This window comes from Scytonema sp. PCC 10023, assembly GCF_963920835.1.
In the GTDB taxonomy this organism is placed as follows: Bacteria; Cyanobacteriota; Cyanobacteriia; order Cyanobacteriales; family Nostocaceae; genus Kalymmatonema.
Genome location: NZ_CAWUDP010000343.1, coordinates 1 through 686, shown reverse-complemented (window position 1 = coordinate 686; position 686 = coordinate 1). Strand labels below are relative to the sequence as shown.

1 protein-coding gene is annotated in these 686 nt (G+C 48.3%); it reads left to right on the top strand.

All coding sequences use genetic code 11. The features are described from left to right. Window positions 1-658 (top strand): RNA-guided endonuclease InsQ/TnpB family protein (locus ACM0OZ_RS49130; RefSeq protein ID WP_414590207.1); only part of this gene is annotated, 658 nt, incomplete at its 5' end. Window positions 659-686: the final 28 nt, after the last annotated feature.

The window sequence follows — 686 nt, the reverse complement described above, 5'->3', positions numbered from 1 at the left end:
TCCTGAGCCGAGAATCGCGGATGGGGAGATTGGCTTAGATGTCGGTTTGGAATACTTTTACTCCGATTCAAACGGGCATCATGAACAAAACCCTCGATTTCTTCGTAAAGCTGAAAAAGCTATCAAGCACGCTCAACGTCGCATCTATAGGAAGGAGAAAGGGAAAAACAACAGACGCAAAGCCAGAGGGCGATATGCCCGGAAACATTTAAGAGTAAGTAGGCAACGGGAAGAACACGCCAAGATAGTGGCGCGTAACGTATGCAAGGCTAACGCCTATGTCGCCTATGAAGACTTAAATGTGAAAGGGTTGGTAAGAAATCGTCGTCTGTCCAAGTCAATAAGTGATGTGGCTTGGAGTACTTTTCGTCGTTGGCTGGATTACTTTGCTTTAAAGTTTAAAACCGAAGTTGTGGCTGTGGCACCTCACTACACAAGTCAGAAGTGTAGTGGTTGTGGAAACATCGTTAAAAAGGGGTTGTCAACCCGAACACACGCCTGCAAATGTGGATGTGTTCTGCAACGAGATGTAAACGCAGCGATCAATATTTTGTGTAAAGCAAAGTCTACCGCTGGGCAAGCGGGAAGTAACGCTTGGGGAGTCGGAACCTCTACTCTTGTTGGTGAGACAGCGCTGCAGGAGGGTTTCCCTCCGTAGGCGACTGCGAACCCGAAGGGGGCAACCC